The sequence below is a fragment of the Salipiger sp. PrR003 genome (assembly GCF_010500785.1).
Lineage (GTDB): Bacteria > Pseudomonadota > Alphaproteobacteria > Rhodobacterales > Rhodobacteraceae > Salipiger > Salipiger pacificus_A.
On record NZ_JAAGOV010000032.1, the window covers coordinates 20,356 to 36,973 of the forward strand.

The following is a 16,618-nucleotide window of genomic DNA, read 5'->3' on the forward strand; positions in this document are numbered from 1 at the left end:
GATCGGCCCATTTGAACGGGCATATGTCCGCTTGATCGGTTTCCCAAATCCTCTATTCTGAACTGAAGAGTTTAGTCACGTCTCCGCGCGCTCCCGGCTTTGCCCCTCTGTATCAGGACCGGCTTCGGTCTTGTCTCGGGCTGATCCGGCAGCGCGGGCTGTGCGTATTTATCGCCGGGCTTGGGCCAAGAACCTGGGAAGGCCAGCATGAAACTGATTTCGATCCTCACCGCCATCATCGTCGCGGCAGCCCTTTACGCGGTGGTGCTCGACCGCGAGCGGCTGATGGGCTGGGCCCGCGGCGGCGCGCAGGAGGAGCCGGAGGATATGGCGACCGAGACCGCCGCCGCACCCGCCGCGACCGAGGCCCCCGCCGCCGATAGCTCCCTCCCCGGGGCCGTCTCGGTCATGGCCCGCCATTCGCGGGCCCAGCAGATCGACGACGCCGTGCTGCTGCGCGGCGAGACCCAGCCCTCGCGCGAGGTCGAGGTGCTCTCGGAAGCCGCCGGCCGGGTGATCTCGGCGCCGCTGCGCAAGGGCACGCTGGTCGAGGAAGGCGAGGTGCTCTGCAAGCTCGACCCCGGCACCACCGGCGCCGCGCTGATCGAGGCCGAAGCCCGTCTGGCCGAGGCCCGGGCGCAGCGCCCGCAGGTCGAGGCCTCGCTGCCGGAAGCCGAGGCGCTGCTGGCGCAGGCCGAAGCCGATGTGGCCGAGGCCGAGATCAACCTCACCGCCGCCCGCGAGCTGTCGCAGGGCGGCTATTCCTCGCGCACCTCCGTCGCCTCTGCCGAGGCCAAGATGCGCGCCGCCGAGGCCAGCGTGCGCAGCGCCGAGGCCGGGCTGGAAGCCGCCCGCGCCGGAACCGACAGCCTCGAGGCCTCGATCCAGAGCGCCGAGGCCGCCGTCGCAAGCGCCCGCAAGGCGGTCGGGAACCTGACCATCACCGCGCCCTTCGGCGGCGTGCTGGAAAGCGACACCGCCGAGCTCGGCCTGCTGATGAACCCCTCCTCCAACGCCAGTTGCGCGCATATCCTGCAGCTCGACCCGATCCGGCTGGTGGGCTACGCGCCCGAGGCCGATGTCGCCCGCATCCACCTCGGCGCGCGTGCCGGGGCGCAGCTGACCGGCGGCGAGACACGGGTGGGCAAGGTCACCTTCGTCTCGCGGCAGGCTGACGAGACCACCCGCACCTTCCGCATCGAGGTCACGCTCGAGAACCCCGACCTGACGCTGCGCGCCGGGCAGACCGCGCGCATCCTCATCGAGGCCGACGGCGCGATGGCGCACCTGCTGCCGCAGAGCGCGCTCACGCTGAACGACGAGGGGCGCATGGGCCTGCGCACGGTGAGTGCCGAGCAGACCGCGCAATTCGTGCCGGTGAGCATCTTGCGCGACTCGCCCGAGGGGGTCTGGATCGCCGGGCTGCCGGACAGCGTCGACGTCATCACCCTTGGGCAGGAGTACGTCACCGACGGCGTGCCGGTCGCGCCGAGCTATCAGGAGATCCTCCAGTGACCGGCATCGTCGACTGGGCGGCAGAGCGCGCCCGCATGGTGCTGGCCTTCATCGTCCTGTCGATTGTCGCGGGGGCCTTCGCCTATCTCACCCTGCCCAAAGAGGGCGAGCCCGACATCGAGATCCCGGCGCTTTTCGTGTCGGTTCCCTTCCCCGGCATCTCGGCCGAGGACGCCGAGACACTGATGGTCAAGCCGATGGAGACCGAGCTTTCGGACATCGACGGGCTCGACAAGATCAGCGGCGTCGCCTCGGAAGGCTACGCCGGGGTCGCCATGGAGTTCGAATTCGGCTGGAATCGCACCGAGACCATGGCCGAGGTCCGCGACGCGATGACCAAGGCGCAGGCCAAGTTCCCCGAGGGCGCCGAGCAATACACCATCTCCGAGATCAACTTCTCGGAGTTCCCGATCATCATCGTCTCGCTCACCGGCCCCCTGCCCGAGCGCACCATGGCGCGGGTCGCCAAGGACCTGCAAGACCGTGTCGAGGCGCTGGATTCGGTGCTGGAAGCCGGGATCGCCGGCAACCGCGACGAGATGGTCGAAGTGGTGATCGACCCGCTGAAGCTGGAAAGCTACAATGTCACCGCCAGCGAGCTGATCCAGACCGTCCAGAACAACAACCAGCTCATCGCCGCGGGCGAGGTGCGCTCCGAGCGCGGCACCTTCTCGGTGAAGATCCCCTCGAGCTTCCGCGAACCGCAAGACATCTTCGACCTGCCGATCAAGGTGAATGGCGACCGGGTGGTCACGCTCGGCGATCTGGCGGACATCCGCCTCACCTTCGAGGACCGCACGGGCACCGCGCGTTTCAACGGCGACACCGCGGTGGCGCTGCAGGTGGTCAAGCGCAAGGGCTACAACCTCATCGACACCGCCAGCGCCGTGCGCGCAACCGTGGCCGAGGCCCAGCAGGGCTGGCCCGAGGAGCTGCAGGCAACGGTGGCGGTCGAGGAAAGCAACGACCAGTCGCGCATCGTCGATTCCATGGTCAGCCAGCTCGAGGGCGCGGTGCTGACCGCCATCGCGCTGGTGATGATCGTGGTGCTGGGCTCGCTCGGCACCCGCGCGGCGCTGCTGGTGGGCTTCGCCATCCCGACGTCGTTCCTTTTGTGCTTCGTGCTGCTGGCAATCATGGGCATCAGCGTCTCGAACATCGTCATGTTCGGTCTGATCCTTGCCGTCGGCATGCTGGTCGACGGCGCCATCGTGGTGGTCGAATACGCCGACAAGCGCATCTCGGACGGCGTCGGGCCGATGCACGCCTATGTCGAGGCGGCCAAGCGGATGTTCTGGCCCGTCGTCAGCTCGACCGCGACCACCCTTTGCGCCTTCCTGCCGATGCTGTTCTGGCCCGGGGTCGCGGGCGAGTTCATGGGCATGCTGCCGGTGACGCTGATCTTCGTGCTCTCGGCCTCGCTGATCGTGGCGCTGGTCTACCTGCCGGTGATGGGCGGCGTCTCGGGCCGGTTCTCGCGCGCGCTGCACAACGCCTCGCTGACGCTGCGCAAGCGCGTCGAGGGCTGGCCGGCCCGCGCGGCGCTGGTGCCGGTGGCGCTGGCCGGGATGCTGCTCGGCGCGCTGCTGGTGCTGAACCCCTCATTTCTCGGGGTCACGATGATCGAGGGGCGCGGCGCCCGGGTGCCGGGGATCGTGATCTTCCTGCTCTTTGCCGTGATGGCCTCGATCACCCTTGATGCGGCGCAGATCGAGCGCAAACGCAACAAGGTCCGCAAGACCTACCGCCGGACGTTCTTCGGGCGTTTGATCCAATTTGTCACCGGCAACCCGGTGATGCCGCTGGTGACAATCGGCGGGGTGATCTTCTTCGTGATCTCGGTCTTCGGCTACTACGGGCAGAACAACAACGGCACCGAGTTCTTCACCGAGAGTGAGCCCGAGCAGGCCATCGTCTACGTCCGCGCCCGTGGCAACCTGTCGCTGGCCGAGAAGGACTCCCTGGTCAAACGGGCGGAAACCATCGTCCTGCAGCACCCGGGCATCGAGACCGCCTTTGCCTTTGCCGGCGATGGCGGGCTTGAATCGAACACCGGCGGCGCGCAGCCGCCCACCGACACGATCGGGCAGATCCAGCTCGAGGTGGTGCCATGGGAGGACCGCCGCGACCGGCCCGAGCTCGACGGCGACATCGTACTGGCCGAGTTGAGCGAGCAACTCGCCACCATTCCCGGCATCCAGACCGAGATCCTCAACCTCGCCATGGGTCCCGCCTCGGCCAAGCCGGTGCATCTTCGGCTGAAAGGCGACAACTGGGACGACCTGCTGGCCGCGACCGAAACGGCGCGGGCCGAGTTCGACGCCATGGAAGGCCTGCGGCTGATCGAGGACACCCGCCCCCTGCCCGGCATCGACTGGCAGATCGACGTCGACGTGGAAGAGGCCGGGCGCTACGGCGCCGATGTCGCCACCGTCGGCGCAATGGTGCAGCTCGTTACCCGCGGCGTGACGCTCGACACCATGCCGGTGGACAGTTCGGACGAAGAAATCGATATCCGCGTACGCCTGCCCGAGCAGGACCGGGTGCTTTCGACCCTCGACACCCTGCGCGTCCGGACCAGCGACGGGCTGATCCCGCTGTCGCATTTCATCACCCGCACCCCGGTGCCCAAGCTCGCCGAGATCAACCGCGAGGGCCGCAAGCGCTACTTTGACGTCAAGGCAGGTGTGGCCGATGGGCTGGTGAAATTGACCTTGGGCGGCGAGACGCTCGGCTACGGGCGCGAGACCGGTGACGGCACGCTGACGCTGCATGGCACGGCCTATGAGATCACCCGCACCGAAGACGGCACCAGCGGCGATGCCATCCGCGAGGCCGCCGCAAGCGGCGCGCTTTCGACGGTGCCGGTCACGCCAAACGAGCGCATCGCCACCCTCTCGAGCCTTCTGGAAAGCACCGAGTTCCCCCCGGGCATCAGCTGGGAATGGACCGGCGACCAGGAGGAGGAGGCGGAAAGCCAGGCCTTCCTGACCCAGGCCTTCGCCGCCGCGCTGGGGCTGATGTTCATCATCCTGCTGGCGCAGTTCAACAGCTTCTACAATTCGGTGCTGGTGCTGCTTGCGGTGGTGCTTTCGACCGCCGGGGTGTTCCTCGGGATGATCGTGCTCGACCAGACCTTCTCGATCATCATGTCCGGCACGGGGGTCGTGGCGCTCGCCGGGATCGTCGTGAACAACAACATCGTGCTGATCGACACCTTCCAGGACTATTCGCGCTACATGCCGCGGCTCGAAGCCATCGTGCGCACCGCCGAGGACCGCATCCGCCCGGTGCTTTTGACCACGATCACCACCATCGCGGGTCTCTTCCCGATGATGATCGGGCTCAGCCTCGACTTCTTCGGCGGCGGCTATTCGATCAACGCGCCGACCTCGCTGTGGTGGAAGCCGCTGGCCTCGGCGGTGGTCTTCGGCCTGTCGGTGGCCACGGTGCTGACGCTGGTCTTCACCCCCGCCATGCTGGCGCTGCGGGTGTGGCTCTCGACCTATGCCCATTGGATCGCGCGGCTGCTGGCCATCGCCTCCTTCGGGCGCGGCAGCCGCGCGGCGCGGGATTGGGCCCTGCAGCGCGAAGCCCGCAAGGTGAAGGCACCGCTGATCCTCTGGGACGATCCCGACGCCGAGGGCAGTGGCAGGCCGGGCGCAAACACGACAATGCGCGCGGCCGAATAACGCGGCACGGTGCGGCGCCGGGAATTGGCGCTATAGTCATCGCTTCCTATATCAAGGGAGAGCACCCACGCCCGGTGCTTTCCCCAACGGGAGACCTGCCATGAAGTCCTCGCTCGCCGCCCTGGCCCTTGCCACCGCAACCGCCGCCCTGCCCGGCCCGCTCGCCGCGCAGCTCAAGGGCTGCGTGCCGGACCCGAACGGGATCACCCGCTGCCCCGGCCCTTCGACCTTTTCGACCGATCATCTGGGGATCACCCGCGAGCGTCGAAGCACGCCGCAGACCACTGACAGGAACGGCATCGTGCGTGACACCACCGATGGCGGCAGCTTCATCGCGCCGGGCGATCCGACGGCGGACCGCGGCGGCGCGCTCAGCGCGACGCGCCCGCCCGACACGACGCGGCGGGCGCAGCGCAATTGCGTGACGGACGAGGATGGCGTGGTGCGCTGCGACTGAGGCGCCGGGCCGCGTCAGTCGGCGGGCGTTGCCGCGCCCTCCTGCGCCTCTGGAGCCGGCGCGGCGGCCTGACCGGGCTCGGGCGCTTCGCCATTTGTCGCGTAGACCAGCCACCAGACCAGCAGCAGCGCCACGACGACCAGCGCGCCCCAGATCGCCATCAGGGGCCAGCGGTGTTCCTTCTTCTGCGTCTTCGTGTTGGTATCGGGTGCGGACATGTCTTTCCTCCCTTGCGCGGCATTGTTTACGAGAGGCATGCCGGAGCCTCTGCTCCCGCCGTCCTCGACGCCATGCCGCGCGCCACTGGCATTTCACCGGCGCAGCGGTTGCCGCGCGTCTCTCATGAGCATAACGTCCCGCTGGCGCGCCGGTTCCGGCAGGCGCCAGCCCTCCACTTCAGGCAAGGAGACGCCCATGAAGGACGCAAGCCCACAGACCATCTACCTCAAGGATTACACCCCCTTCGGCTGGACCGCCGAAGAGGTGCATCTGACCTTCGTGCTTGCGCCCTCGGCGACCCGCGTCCGCTCACGCATCCGCTTTGCACCCAACCCCGATGCGCCGAAGCAGGACTTCTTCCTGCACGGTGAGCAGATCAAGCCGATCTCCTTCGCCATCGACGGCGCCCCTGTCACCCCCGAGGTCACCGACACCGGCCTCACCTGCGCCGTACCCGAAGGCGCCTTCACCTGGGACTCCGAGGTCGAGATCGCGCCGGTCGAGAACTTTGCGCTGGAAGGTCTCTACATGTCGAACGGCATGTATTGCACGCAATGCGAGGCAGAGGGCTTTCGCAAGATCACCTTCTACCCCGACCGTCCCGACGTGATGTCGGTCTTCACCGTGCGCATCGAGGGCGACGAGAGGGTCAAATTGTCGAACGGCAATCCGCAGGGCTCCGGCGAGGGGTGGGCCGAGTGGCACGATCCGTGGCCGAAGCCCGCCTATCTTTTCGCGCTCGTGGCCGGCGATCTGGTCAACCACCCCGGCAGCTTCACCACCGTGTCGGGCCGCGAGGTCGAGCTGAACCTCTGGGTGCGCCCCGGCGACGAGGGCAAATGCGCCTTCGGCATGGAGGCGCTGAAAAAGTCGATGAAGTGGGATGAGGAGGTCTATGGCCGCGAGTATGACCTCGACATCTTCAACATCGTCGCCGTGGACGATTTCAACATGGGCGCGATGGAGAACAAGGGGCTGAACATCTTCAACTCCTCCGCCGTGCTCGCCTCGCCCGAGACCGCCACCGATGCCAACTTCGAGCGCATCGAGGCGATCATCGCGCATGAGTATTTCCACAACTGGACCGGCAACCGCATCACCTGCCGCGACTGGTTCCAGCTGTGTCTGAAAGAGGGTCTGACGGTGTTCCGCGACGCGCAGTTCACATCCGACATGCGCGGCGAGGAGGTCAAGCGCATCTCCGACGTGATCGACCTGCGCGGCCGCCAGTTCCCCGAGGACCAAGGGCCGCTCTCGCACCCGGTGCGCCCCGAGAGCTTCCAGGAGATCAACAACTTCTACACCGCCACCGTCTACGAGAAGGGTGCCGAGGTGATCGGCATGCTCAAGACGCTGGTCGGGGACGAGGCTTACGCCAAGGCGCTCGACCTTTACTTCGAACGCCACGACGGCGATGCCGCCACCATCGAGGACTGGCTGAAGGTCTTCGAGGATGCCACCGGGCGCGACCTGACCCAGTTCAAGCGCTGGTACTCGCAGGCGGGCACCCCGCATGTGGCGGTCTCCGAGGCCTTCGCGGACGGCACCTACACGCTGACCCTCAAGCAGCACACGCCCCCCACCCCCGGCCAACCCGACAAGGCGCCGCAGGTGATCCCGGTGGCTGTCGGCCTGCTCTCGCCCAACGGCGACGAGGTGCAGCCGACCACCGTGCTTGAGCTGACAGAGGCGGAGCAGAGCTTCACCTTCGACGGCCTCAGCGCCAAACCCGTGCCCTCGATCCTGCGCGGCTTCTCGGCCCCGGTGGTGCTGGACCGAGAGACGAGCCGCGAGGAACGCGCCTTCCTGCTCGCCCATGACACCGACAGCTTCAACCGCTGGGAAGCCAACCGCGATCTGGCGCGCGAGTGCCTCGTGGCGATGATCACCGAGGGCGCCGAACCCGACACCGCCTGGCTCGACGGGCTCGAAGCGGTGATCCGCGACAGCGCGCTCGATCCGGCCTATCGCGCGCTGATGCTGGGCACGCCGACGCAATCCGAGCTGGCGCAGGTGCTGCACCAGCGCGGCGTGACGCCGGATCCCGACGCGATCTGGACCGCCACCGAGGTGCTCAAGAAGACCCGCGCCGAGCGCTGGTCGCAGCTGCTGCCGCAGCTCGCCGAAGAAGCAAGGGTCACCGAGCCTTACCAGCCCGATGCCGAGCAATCCGGCAAGCGCGCCCTTGGCGGCGCGGTGCTGGCGCTGACCTCGCGTCTCGATGGCGGCGACGCGGCCAAGGCGCAGTTCGAGAGCGCCGACAACATGACCCTGCAGCTCTCGGCGCTGGCCTGCCTCGTGCAGGCGGGTGCGGGCGAGGACGCGCTCGCGAAGTTCCGCGCCCAGTGGAACGGCGACCGGCTGGTGATGGACAAGTGGTTCGCCCTGCAGGTCGCCGCCTCTGGCCCCTCCGAGACCGCAGACCGCGCCAAGGCTCTGACCGAGGACCCCGACTTCGACTGGAAGAACCCCAACCGCTTCCGCGCGGTGATGGGCGGTCTGGCGATGAACCACGCCGGATTCCACCGCATCGACGGCGCCGGCTACCGGCTGCTCGCCGACTGGCTCATCAGGCTGGACGAGAAGAACCCGCAGACCACCGCGCGCATGTGTTCGGCCTTCCAGACCTGGAAGCGCTACGACGAGACCCGCCGCGGCATGATGCAGGCAGAGCTCGAGAAGATCGCCGCCAAGCCCGGTCTCTCGCGCGACGTGACCGAGATGGTCACCCGTCTGCTGTCATGAGCCGGCTGCTGCTGGTCACCGGCGGCAGCGCCGGCATCGGGGCGGCAACCTGCCGCCTCGCCCCCGCCCGCGGCTGGGAGCGCGTCGTGGTCCACTACGGCCTTGACCGGGACGGCGCCGAAGCGGTGGCCGAGGAGGTCCGCGCCGAGGGCGCCGAGGCGCATGTCATCGGCGCGGATGTCTCCGATCCCGCGCAGGTGGCCGAGCTTTTTGCCGAGCTGACCGCGCTGGCGCCGGGGCCGCTCGACCTGGTCAACAACGCCGGCATCGTCGCGCCCACGGCATCGCTCGCCGATCTGACCCCCGAGCGGGTCCGGCGGGTGTTCGAGGTCAACGTCTTTGGCGCCATCGAGGTCGCCCGGCAGGCGGTGGCCTACATGCGCGCCCACGCGGGCGGCGGCGTGGTCAACGTCTCGTCGGTAGCGGCCCGGCTGGGATCGGCGCGGCAATACATGGATTACGCCGCCTCCAAGGGTGCGATCGACACCTTCACGCTGGGTCTCGCCGACGAGCTGGCCTCCGAGGGCATAAGGGTGAACGCGGTGCGACCCGGGCTGATCGAAACCGCCATCCATGCCAAGGGTGGCGAGCCCGACCGACTCGCCCGCATCGGCCACACGCCGCCGCTGGGCCGCGCTGGCACCGCCGAGGAAGTGGCCGAGAGCATCCTGTGGCTGCTGTCGGAGCGCGCGGGCTACGTGACCCGCAGCATCCTCGACGCCGGCGGCGGGCGTTGAGCCCCTAACCCTCTTGAATCGATAACGGGCGGAACCAACCTTGGTCCCGCCCGTTCATACATTGAAACGATCTTCAGCAGATCAGCCGTCGCTCTCCAGCAGTTGCCCCTTGGTGGAGATGAAGGTGTTGGCATAGCTCGCATCGAGCGCGCGCGAGCGGGCCAGCGGGCGAGTGCCCGCGCCGAGCTCGTTCGAGGCCATGATGCCGGGCAGAAGGCTCGCCGGACGCCCGACCGGGCGCAGCGAGCGGCCCATGCCAGTGCAATAGCCCTGCGCGCGGGTCCAGGCGATCATGTCCTCACGCTTCTTGCGCGAGTGGAACGGGCCCCAGTCGGCGGCCACGCCCCGCATGTTGGCGCTGACCACGCCATCGCGGGCGACGGTGCGCGCCATGATGCGCAGGCCGCAGGAGAGATTGGCCCGCGGGTCCTTGAGACCATCCACCGTGGTTGCCTGGCAGCCGTAGAGCCGCGCGGTCGAGGGCAGGATCTGCATGAGGCCGATCCACTTGCCGCCGCCGCCCACGGCGGTGGGCTTGAAGGTGCTCTCGTGCTTGACCAGCGCCGAGACGAGGCCCAGCCAGAAGGCCTCGCGCTGCTCGCGCGATCCACTCTCGTAGGCCGGGCACCATGTGTCGATGTCCGCCGGCACCACGTCTGGCAGTGCGTTGGCATGGCCACGCAGCGACGAGAGTACCGCGAGCGACCAGGTGCTGCGCCCTCCCGTGGTGCCCCAACGGGCCTTGGGGATGGACATGCGCCGGGCCAGCGGGCGGGGCGAGGCGGACACTGCCAGCAGCGACTCCGGGGTCCCCGACATCGCGTCGCGCGAGACCAGGGGCATCGTTGGGGCCGCAACCGCGAAGGCGGCCTGCGTGACGGGTGCAGGGCCGGTATTCGCTTGGGCCATCGGCGCTATCATGAGCGCCGCAAGGGCAGGAATGAAACGGTTCAGCATGGCGGGGAACTTGCCCACGAAGAACAATCCCGGCAAGCCTGACGCGGTATTATGCGCGGCGGATCGCCGACGGCAAACAGACATGACTGGAATCCTGCCGATTTTCGGTGGATTCTGATCTATAGCGTTTGAACAATTTGCCGCCGATGCGCCCATTGTGCGCCCCGGGCTGATCGTGCCTGCGCCCCGGTTCGGCCCGAATCCCCCTCCAGCCTGCGCCGCATGGCACAGCACGTTCTCCGATTTCGGCCCCGCCTGCCCGCCCTCACCCGGCGCCTTTTGGCGCGGCATGCCCCGGACTACGCTGCCGGGCAAAGGCAGGGCTGCGCACCAGAGGTCGGTGAAAACGGCTCTCGGGGCGCCGCAACCCGCGCCGAGACCCGATGTACGCCGGGGTTCGGCCCGCCAAGCGTGAAGATCCCTGTCCGCGAGACCACCGAGGCAGAGGAGGCCCGCGCCGAGATCACCCGCCGCGGGTTGCGCCTTGCCCGCCAGGAACGCTGGGGGGCGCTCGAGGAGGCGTTGGCCGAGGCGGACCATTCCGCCGCGCTCACGCCCGAGGGCACCCCCGTCACCCGGCTGCTCTGCGACGGCGCGGTGCAGGATGTGCTCCTTGGCGTCGCCGCGGCGGTGGCCCGCGGCGATGCCGAGGCGGTGCGCCGGGCGCTGCAGGGCCATTCGGAGGCGCTCGGCCCGACACCCGAAGCGCCCCTGCGCGCGCTGCTCGCCGCCTGGCCGCAGATAGGGGCCGCCCGGCTGTGGCGCGCGGGCACCGCGCCGCTCTCGGCGGCGGCGCGCGCGTCATTGGCGCGGCAACACCTAGAGACCGCGCATCTTTTGCTGCGCCCGCATGACCCACGTGCGCTTGGCTCGCCCGCGCTGCAATCGGCCTGCTGCGCCGTGCTCGAGGTGCTGCCGGCCCCTGCGGCGCATGTCGAGCGAAACCACGAGGCGCTGATCGCCATGCAGCCCGCCTGCCCCGATCATCTGCGCGCCTATGGGCGCGATCTGTCCCCGCAGAGGTTCGGCACCTGGCCCGAATTGGACCGGGCCGCGCGGCGCATGGCGATGCGCACAGCAAAGATCTGGGGCAGCGGCGGCTACTGCTGGGTCTGGCTCGACGTGCTGGCGACGCAGCCCGAGGGGCTGGACCATGTCGACGGAGAGCTTTTCACCGCCGGTCTGCACGATCTTCTGCAGCCGCATCCGCCGAAGGCCTGGCCGGATCAGCACATGGCCAACCTGCTCGCCGCCCATTGCGCCGCGCTGGCCCCCGGGCGGGACGGCGGGGCCGCACCCCGCATCTCCGGCTCTCTTAGCTGGATCGTCGAGGATCACCTCTGCGAGCTTCACCCCCTGCTATGGGCACCGCCTCTGCCGGATGGTCCTGCGCCGGACGAGGCGGCGCAGCGCGAGGCGGGGCATGCCCGCGCGCAGGAGATATTGAAGACGCTTTTCGACCATCAGCTCAGCCGCGGGCGCCAGGTGATTTTCACCGAGCAGGGACTCGCGCTGCAGCCTTCGGGCTGCGCGTCCTGCACCCTTGCCCCCTGTGCCGCTCTGGCGTATCCCCGTCACAACCTGAGAGACGAGGACCCCCCATGCTTGACCTGAGCTTCGAGCCCCCCAAACCCAAGGTCATCGCCGGCGCCAAATACGATTGGGAGCTGGTGATCGGGATGGAAATCCACGCCCAGATTTCCACCGAGGCAAAGCTGTTCTCCGGCGCCTCGACCAAGTTCGGCGCTGAGCCCAACTCGAACGTGGCCTTCGTGGACGCGGCAATGCCCGGGATGCTGCCTGTGATCAACGAGTACTGCATCGAGCAGGCCGTGCGCACCGGGCTTGGCCTGAAGGCAGAGATCAACCTGAAGTCCGCCTTCGACCGCAAGAACTACTTCTACCCCGACCTGCCGCAGGGCTACCAGATTTCCCAGCTTTACCATCCGCTTGTCGGCGAGGGTGAGGTGATCGTCGACATGGAGCCGGGCATCGCGCGCAAGGTGCGCATCGAGCGCATCCACGTCGAGCAGGACGCCGGCAAGTCGATCCACGACATGGACCCGTCGATGTCCTTCGTCGACCTCAACCGCACCGGCGTCGCGCTGATGGAGATCGTCTCGCGCCCCGACATCCGCGGCCCCGAGGAAGCGGCGGCCTATGTGGTCAAGCTTCGGCAGATCCTGCGCTATCTCGGAACCTGCGACGGAAACATGCAGAACGGCAACCTGCGGGCGGACGTGAACGTCTCGGTCTGCCGTCCCGGACAGTACGAGAAGTACCAGGAGACGCAGGACTTCAGCCACCTCGGCACGCGCTGCGAGATCAAGAACATGAACTCCATGCGCTTTATCCAGCAGGCCATCGACTACGAGGCGCGGCGCCAGATCGCCATTCTCGAGAACGGCGGCAAGGTGGATCAGGAGACGCGCCTCTACGATCCGGACAAGGGCGAGACCCGCTCGATGCGCTCGAAGGAAGAGGCGCATGACTACCGCTACTTCCCCGATCCAGACCTGCTGCCGCTCGAGATCGAGCAGGCTTGGGTGGATGACATCGCCGCCTCGCTGCCGGAGCTGCCCGACGAGAAGAAGGCGCGCTTCGTCAAGGAGTTCGGCCTGTCGGAATACGACGCCGGCGTGCTGACCGCGGAAGTGGTCAACTCGGCCTATTTCGAAGAGGTGCTGAAAGGCTGCGACGACGGCAAGCTGGCCGCAAACTGGGTGATCAACGAGCTTTTCGGTCGCCTCAAGAAGGAAGGCCATGACATCACCGAGAGCCCGGTCTCGCCGGCGCAGCTCGCGGGGATCGTCTCGCTCATCAAGAAGGGCGACATCTCGGGCAAGATCGGCAAGGACGTCTTCGAGATCGTCTACACCGAGGGTGGCGACCCGGCGAAGATCGTCGAGGAGAAGGGCCTCAAGCAGGTCACCGACACCGGTGCCATCGAGGCCGCCGTCGACGAGGTGATCGCGGCCAACCCGGCGCAGGTCGAAAAGGCCAAGCAGAACCCCAAGCTGGCGGGCTGGTTCGTCGGCCAGGTGATGAAGAGCACCGGCGGCAAGGCCAACCCCAAAGCGGTCAACGACATCGTCGCGGCCAAGCTCGGGCTCTGATCACGGTTATATTGAACATGAAAAGGCCGCCCGGTTGGGCGGCCTTTCTTGTTTGATCCGTATCCTCCCGATGCCCGGGCGGCCCTGCGCCCTACCCCCGCGCCGCGAGCAGCGCGCGCAACTGGCTCGGGAAGAGCTGCAGGATCAGCGTCTCCGACATCGCCTCGCCCTCGTAGGAAACATAGGTCCGCAGGTCGATCGGCTCATCGTCCTCTGCCGCGATGGCCGAGAAATCGAGATCGAACATCGCCCGCCAGTTCTTGGTGCTGACCACCGGGTAGGCGACCTCGCCCGAGATTTCCCCGCGCGAGGCGGTGACCACCGGGAGCGCGCCGGAGCTGCGGTCCAGCGCCTCCATGCCCAGCCCGTCGAAGTCGCAGACGATCTTGACCGTGTCCGCCGGACGCGGCTGGCCGGGGATGCCCCCCCTGCCCATGCGCACGGCGATGAAGCGCGCCGCCTGCGGCGGCACCGGGCAATCCTCGAGCCAGGTGAGCTGGTAGTTCAGGCTGTAGGAGCTGCCCGCCGCCGCCGGCTCGGCCGGTGTCCAGAAGGCGACGATATTGTCGTGGATCTCGTCATCCGTCGGCAGCTCGACAAGCGTCACGGCGCCCTCTCCCCAGCCCTCCTGCGGCTTGATCCAAGCCGAGGCACGGCGCTCGTAGAACACGCCGTCATCCTCGTATTCGCCGAAGTCGCGCTCGCGCTGCATCAGCCCGAAACCGGCCGGATCGGTGGCGCCAAAGGCGTTGGCCATAACCCGTGGCGGGTTGTTGAGCGGGCGCCAGATGCGCTCGCCGCTGCCGGTGTGGATCTCGAGCCCGTCGCTGTCATGCACCTCGGGGCGCCAGTCGGCGGCGACATGGCGGTTGTGCTTGCCGTACCAGAACATCGATGTGAGCGGCGCGATCCCCAGCCGTTCGACGTCACCCCGCAGGAAGATCTCGGCCGAGACGTCCTGGATGACCCCGTTGTCGCGCCGCGAGGCGATGCGGTAGGCGCCGGTGGCGCGCGGGCTTTCAAGCAGCGCGTAGGTGGTCATCTCGCCGCCCTCGCCCTGCTCGAGCCAGAAACGGGTGAAGCGCGGGAATTCCTCGGGGCCGTCGGGGATCGCCGTGTCCATGGCGAGCCCGCGCACCGACAGGCCGAACTGTCCCGAATACCCCGCCGTGCGCCAGTAGGACGCGCCAAGGAAGGCCATCCAGTCGAGCCTCGTCTGCGGATCCTGCACGGCAAAACCGGCGAAGCCCTCGGTCTTCTCCAGCCGGTTGGCCGGATTGCCCTGCGGGATGTCGAAGAGATCGCGCGAGAAGGGCACCTCGCGCGCGGTGCCTTCCTCGAGCGCGTAGACATGTACCGGCTCGGGGAAGTAGCGGCCCGGGAAGAAGAAGCGCACCGGCTGCGCCGTGCCCTGGTCGGCCCAGAGCGCGCGGTCTTCGCGGAAGCTGATCGCGCCGTGGGCGTCATAGTCGATCTGTTGCAGGATCTCGGCGTCGGGCACCGCCATCGGGGTGAACGCCTCCTTGGCGAGACTCGCCGCCAGCTCGCGGAGCGTGTCGAAGGAAAAGGGCTTGGGCGGGCCAAGCGGGATACCCGAGGCGATGGCGCCGCTCTGTGCACGGGCAAACTCGGGCAGCAGGCTGAAGGCGCCGCTGGCAAGGGCGGAGGCAAGGAAAGCGCGGCGGTCGAGCAGGTCAGCGGACATGCGGGTCTCCGAGAAACTGTCATTCCTGAGCAAATTTGGCACTTTTCCGCGTCGCAGCAATTGCATTTTGCCGGGATGGGCGAGGCTTTGCCGATTTGACGCCGTTACGTCAAATGCGCGTCACTCGCGGACCCTGCAGCTCACGCCAGCGCGCGCGCCTCGAGACCGCGGGCGATCTCCTCGGCAAGCTGCGCCACCCTCGCCCGCGAGTCGGTGCGCTGCGCATAGGCGCGCAGGCCAAAGATATCGACCTGCAGCCGGCTGGCGAGCTGCTGCGGGTCGGCTTCCGGCGCGATCTCGCCGCGCTCCTGCGCCTCGCCGAAGGCGCGGGCAAACATCGCCTCCATGCCCCGCATCAGCGTCTCGGTCTGGACCCGCAGCGTCGCATCGTCGTCGGGTGTCTCGAGCAGGGTCTTGACCAGCATGCAGGCGCGCGACGGGCCGGAGTCATCGGTGCAGCCAAGGCGCCGGACGTGGTTTGCGAGCCCCTGAAGGCGGCTCGGCGCGGCCGCGAGGGTCTCGAGGAACTGCGTGCGCGACAGCTCGGCATAAAGCGCCAAGGTCTCGGAAAACAACGCTTCTTTCGAGCCGAAAGCCGCATAGATGGAGCCCGGCCGCATGTCGAGCGCCACCTCGAGATCCTTGAGCGAGGTGGCGTGGTAGCCCTTGGCCCAAAAGAGCTCGAGCGCCTTGCCCAGCACGTCTTGCCTGTCGTGTCGTGCCTGTCTGGCCATGCGCGTATCCGTCTCCCGTTCCCGTCTCACCCGGCCGCTCGTCGCGGCCGGATCTCGCCGGGCTTTAACAAGCGACAAGATATAACTTGAGCAATCACTCAAGTAAAGCTACCCCTGCGCATGCAAATTGAGCATTCGCTCAAGAATCAGAGGGAGAGATCCAGATGACCGAGTTCACCCGCCACACGCTCGACACCGCCCCCGAGGCAAGCCGCCCGCTGCTGGAGCAGTCGCAGAAAGCCTTCGGCCGCCTGCCCGGCCTGCACGCGGTGATGGCCGAGGCGCCGGCACTGCTCGACGGCTACAAGCAGCTGCACCGGCTGTTTGCCGAGGAAACCAGCTTCGACAAGGACGAGATCACCGTGGTCTGGCAGACGATCAACGTCGAGCACGCATGCCATTACTGCGTGCCTGCCCACACCGGCATCGCCAAGATGATGCAGGTGGATGACGCCATCACAAACGCGCTGCGCGACGAGACCCCGCTGCCCAACGCCCGGCTCGAGGCGCTGCGCGACTTCACCCTGCAGGTGGTGCGCCAGCGCGGCGCGCTCGACGAGCCGCAGGTGCAGGCCTTCCTCGACGCGGGCTACACGCAGCGGCAAATCCTCGAGGTGATCCTCGCTGTCGCACAGAAGGTCATGTCGAATTACACAAACCACCTTGCGAACACCCCGGTCGACCAGGTGATGCAGAAGTTCGCCTGGGAGAAAAAGGGCGCCGCCGCGGCCTGAGGGCCTT

General features: G+C 67.8%; 12 protein-coding genes. 8 read left to right on the top strand and 4 right to left on the bottom strand.

Annotated elements, in window-relative coordinates:
- The first annotated feature begins 207 nt into the window (after positions 1-207).
- The 3 genes from G0D83_RS07760 to G0D83_RS07770 all read left to right on the top strand — a co-directional run bounded on the left by G0D83_RS07760 (position 208) and on the right by G0D83_RS07770 (position 5,664).
- The gene (locus tag G0D83_RS07760) at positions 208-1,515 is read left to right on the top strand and encodes an efflux RND transporter periplasmic adaptor subunit (protein WP_164191598.1); all 1,308 of its coding nucleotides are present in this window, start codon (positions 208-210) and stop codon (positions 1,513-1,515) included.
- Positions 1,512-5,207: an efflux RND transporter permease subunit gene (locus G0D83_RS07765; RefSeq protein WP_164191601.1), complete on the top strand. Its 3,696-nt coding sequence runs from the start codon at positions 1,512-1,514 to the stop codon at positions 5,205-5,207. The genes G0D83_RS07760 and G0D83_RS07765 overlap by 4 nt, the downstream gene beginning before the upstream one ends.
- 100 nt (positions 5,208-5,307) lie before the next feature.
- Complete coding sequence (locus G0D83_RS07770; RefSeq protein ID WP_164191605.1) at positions 5,308-5,664, top strand: hypothetical protein; 357 nt, start codon at positions 5,308-5,310, stop codon at positions 5,662-5,664.
- 14 nt (positions 5,665-5,678) lie between these two features.
- On the opposite strand, the gene G0D83_RS07775 is transcribed toward G0D83_RS07770, so the two are convergent.
- Positions 5,679-5,882, bottom strand: coding sequence for a hypothetical protein (locus tag G0D83_RS07775; RefSeq protein WP_164191552.1), 204 nt, complete (start codon positions 5,880-5,882; stop codon positions 5,679-5,681).
- A gap of 196 nt (positions 5,883-6,078) precedes the next feature.
- On the opposite strand from G0D83_RS07775, the gene pepN reads away from it, so the two are divergent.
- Together pepN and G0D83_RS07785 are read left to right on the top strand one after the other, a co-directional pair.
- The gene (pepN, locus tag G0D83_RS07780) at positions 6,079-8,628 is read left to right on the top strand and encodes an aminopeptidase N (protein ID WP_164191608.1); all 2,550 of its coding nucleotides are present in this window, start codon (positions 6,079-6,081) and stop codon (positions 8,626-8,628) included.
- Complete coding sequence (locus tag G0D83_RS07785) at positions 8,625-9,365, top strand: SDR family oxidoreductase (protein WP_164191612.1); 741 nt, start codon at positions 8,625-8,627, stop codon at positions 9,363-9,365. The genes pepN and G0D83_RS07785 overlap by 4 nt, the downstream gene beginning before the upstream one ends.
- 81 nt (positions 9,366-9,446) lie before the next feature.
- Here G0D83_RS07785 and G0D83_RS07790 read toward each other — a convergent pair whose 3' ends face one another.
- A complete protein-coding gene (locus tag G0D83_RS07790) occupies positions 9,447-10,274 on the bottom strand; it encodes a transglycosylase SLT domain-containing protein (protein ID WP_235940267.1) in 828 nt (275 codons plus the stop codon).
- Positions 10,275-10,733: 459 nt separating this feature from the next.
- On the opposite strand from G0D83_RS07790, the gene G0D83_RS07795 reads away from it, so the two are divergent.
- Both G0D83_RS07795 and gatB read left to right on the top strand, forming a co-directional pair.
- The gene (locus G0D83_RS07795; protein ID WP_164191616.1) at positions 10,734-11,936 is read left to right on the top strand and encodes a hypothetical protein; all 1,203 of its coding nucleotides are present in this window, start codon (positions 10,734-10,736) and stop codon (positions 11,934-11,936) included.
- Entirely contained in the window at positions 11,924-13,438 is a 1,515-nt protein-coding gene (gene gatB, locus G0D83_RS07800) for an Asp-tRNA(Asn)/Glu-tRNA(Gln) amidotransferase subunit GatB (protein ID WP_164191618.1), read from the top strand. Before G0D83_RS07795 ends, gatB begins: the two co-directional genes overlap by 13 nt.
- Before the next feature lie 91 nt (positions 13,439-13,529).
- On the opposite strand, the gene G0D83_RS07805 is transcribed toward gatB, so the two are convergent.
- Together G0D83_RS07805 and G0D83_RS07810 are read right to left on the bottom strand one after the other, a co-directional pair.
- Positions 13,530-15,143 (bottom strand): glucan biosynthesis protein, encoded by a 1,614-nt coding sequence (locus tag G0D83_RS07805; protein WP_164191621.1) that lies wholly within the window; start codon positions 15,141-15,143, stop codon positions 13,530-13,532.
- Positions 15,144-15,283: 140 nt separating this feature from the next.
- Complete coding sequence (locus tag G0D83_RS07810; RefSeq protein WP_164191624.1) at positions 15,284-15,877, bottom strand: TetR/AcrR family transcriptional regulator; 594 nt, start codon at positions 15,875-15,877, stop codon at positions 15,284-15,286.
- Positions 15,878-16,041: 164 nt separating this feature from the next.
- Here G0D83_RS07810 and G0D83_RS07815 point away from each other — a divergent pair, with 164 nt between their 5' ends.
- On the top strand, positions 16,042-16,611 hold the full coding sequence (locus G0D83_RS07815) for a carboxymuconolactone decarboxylase family protein (protein ID WP_164191627.1): 570 nt from the start codon (positions 16,042-16,044) through the stop codon (positions 16,609-16,611).
- Positions 16,612-16,618: the final 7 nt, after the last annotated feature.

Excerpts from the sequence above, each read along its gene's own strand:
- G0D83_RS07770 (WP_164191605.1), top strand. The coding sequence starts at position 5,308 with ATGAAGTCCTCGCTCGCCGCCCTGGCCCTTGCCACCGCAACCGCCGCC.
- gatB (WP_164191618.1), top strand. The coding sequence starts at position 11,924 with ATGCTTGACCTGAGCTTCGAGCCCCCCAAACCCAAGGTCATCGCCGGC.
- G0D83_RS07815 (WP_164191627.1), top strand. The coding sequence starts at position 16,042 with ATGACCGAGTTCACCCGCCACACGCTCGACACCGCCCCCGAGGCAAGC.
- G0D83_RS07760 (WP_164191598.1), top strand. The coding sequence starts at position 208 with ATGAAACTGATTTCGATCCTCACCGCCATCATCGTCGCGGCAGCCCTT.
- G0D83_RS07805 (WP_164191621.1), bottom strand. The coding sequence starts at position 15,143 with ATGTCCGCTGACCTGCTCGACCGCCGCGCTTTCCTTGCCTCCGCCCTT.
- G0D83_RS07775 (WP_164191552.1), bottom strand. The coding sequence starts at position 5,882 with ATGTCCGCACCCGATACCAACACGAAGACGCAGAAGAAGGAACACCGC.
- pepN (WP_164191608.1), top strand. The coding sequence starts at position 6,079 with ATGAAGGACGCAAGCCCACAGACCATCTACCTCAAGGATTACACCCCC.
- G0D83_RS07785 (WP_164191612.1), top strand. The coding sequence starts at position 8,625 with ATGAGCCGGCTGCTGCTGGTCACCGGCGGCAGCGCCGGCATCGGGGCG.
- G0D83_RS07790 (WP_235940267.1), bottom strand. The coding sequence starts at position 10,274 with ATGGCCCAAGCGAATACCGGCCCTGCACCCGTCACGCAGGCCGCCTTC.
- G0D83_RS07810 (WP_164191624.1), bottom strand. The coding sequence starts at position 15,877 with ATGGCCAGACAGGCACGACACGACAGGCAAGACGTGCTGGGCAAGGCG.